This is a genomic window from Streptomyces flavofungini, from assembly GCF_041028215.1.
GTDB classification, from domain to species: Bacteria; Actinomycetota; Actinomycetes; order Streptomycetales; family Streptomycetaceae; genus Streptomyces; species Streptomyces flavofungini_B.
Genome location: NZ_JASKYR010001453.1, coordinates 1 through 768 on the forward strand (window position 1 = coordinate 1; position 768 = coordinate 768).

A 768-nucleotide genomic window follows, 5' to 3' on the forward strand; every position below is an offset into this window, starting at 1 on the left:
GTCGAGGCCCGTGGCCGTGAGGCGGACGCGGGCCTCGACCTGGTCGACCGCGCGGTCGTCGACCACATCGCCAACGAGGAACGCATGCTGGCGGCCCTGACCCCGGAGGACCGCGCGASCGTRGGCSMMGYMCTSSSCRGRSYCAKGGGGTACGCGGACCTCGGCCGGTCCCGGTCGGCGTGCGTGCTCACCGCCCCGCCCCCCGCCGAGTGAGAGCAACGTTCCCCCGTGGTCACTGGGGGCCACAGGGATGAAATGGGGGGTTCCTACCTTCGGGGGACGGCGTTCTTCGACGGTGTGGAGGCTCAGATGTGGATCGAGCGGTGGGAGCCCGAGGACGAGAGGTTCTGGAAGGAGGAGGGCGGGGAGCGGGTCGCGCGGCGGAATCTGGCGTTCTCCGTGCTGTCCGAGCACATCGGGTTCTCGGTGTGGAGCCTCTGGTCGGTGATGGTGCTCTTCATGGGGCCCGAGTACGGGATCGACGCGGCGGGGAAGTTCTTCCTGGTCTCCATGGCGACGCTCGTCGGAGGCGTCGTGCGCGTCCCCTACACCTTCGCCGTCGCCCGCTTCGGCGGACGCGCCTGGACGGTCATCGCCGCCTCGCTGCTACTGGTGCCGACCGTCGCCGCCTTCGTCGTGATGGAGCCCGGCACCTCCTACCCCACCTTCATGGTGTGCGCGCTGCTCACCGGCGTCGGCGGCGGCAACTTCGCCTCCAGCATGACCAACATCAACTCCTTCTTCCCGCTGCGGAAGAAGGGGTGGGCG

General features: G+C 69.9%; 2 pseudogenes. Both read left to right on the plus strand.

The features are described from left to right. Nucleotides 1-213 (plus strand): annotated as a pseudogene (locus AB8Z36_RS41600) (hypothetical protein); the annotation flags it as partial. Between the two features lie 42 nt (nt 214-255). Then, nucleotides 256-768 (plus strand): annotated as a pseudogene (locus AB8Z36_RS41605) (MFS transporter); the annotation flags it as partial.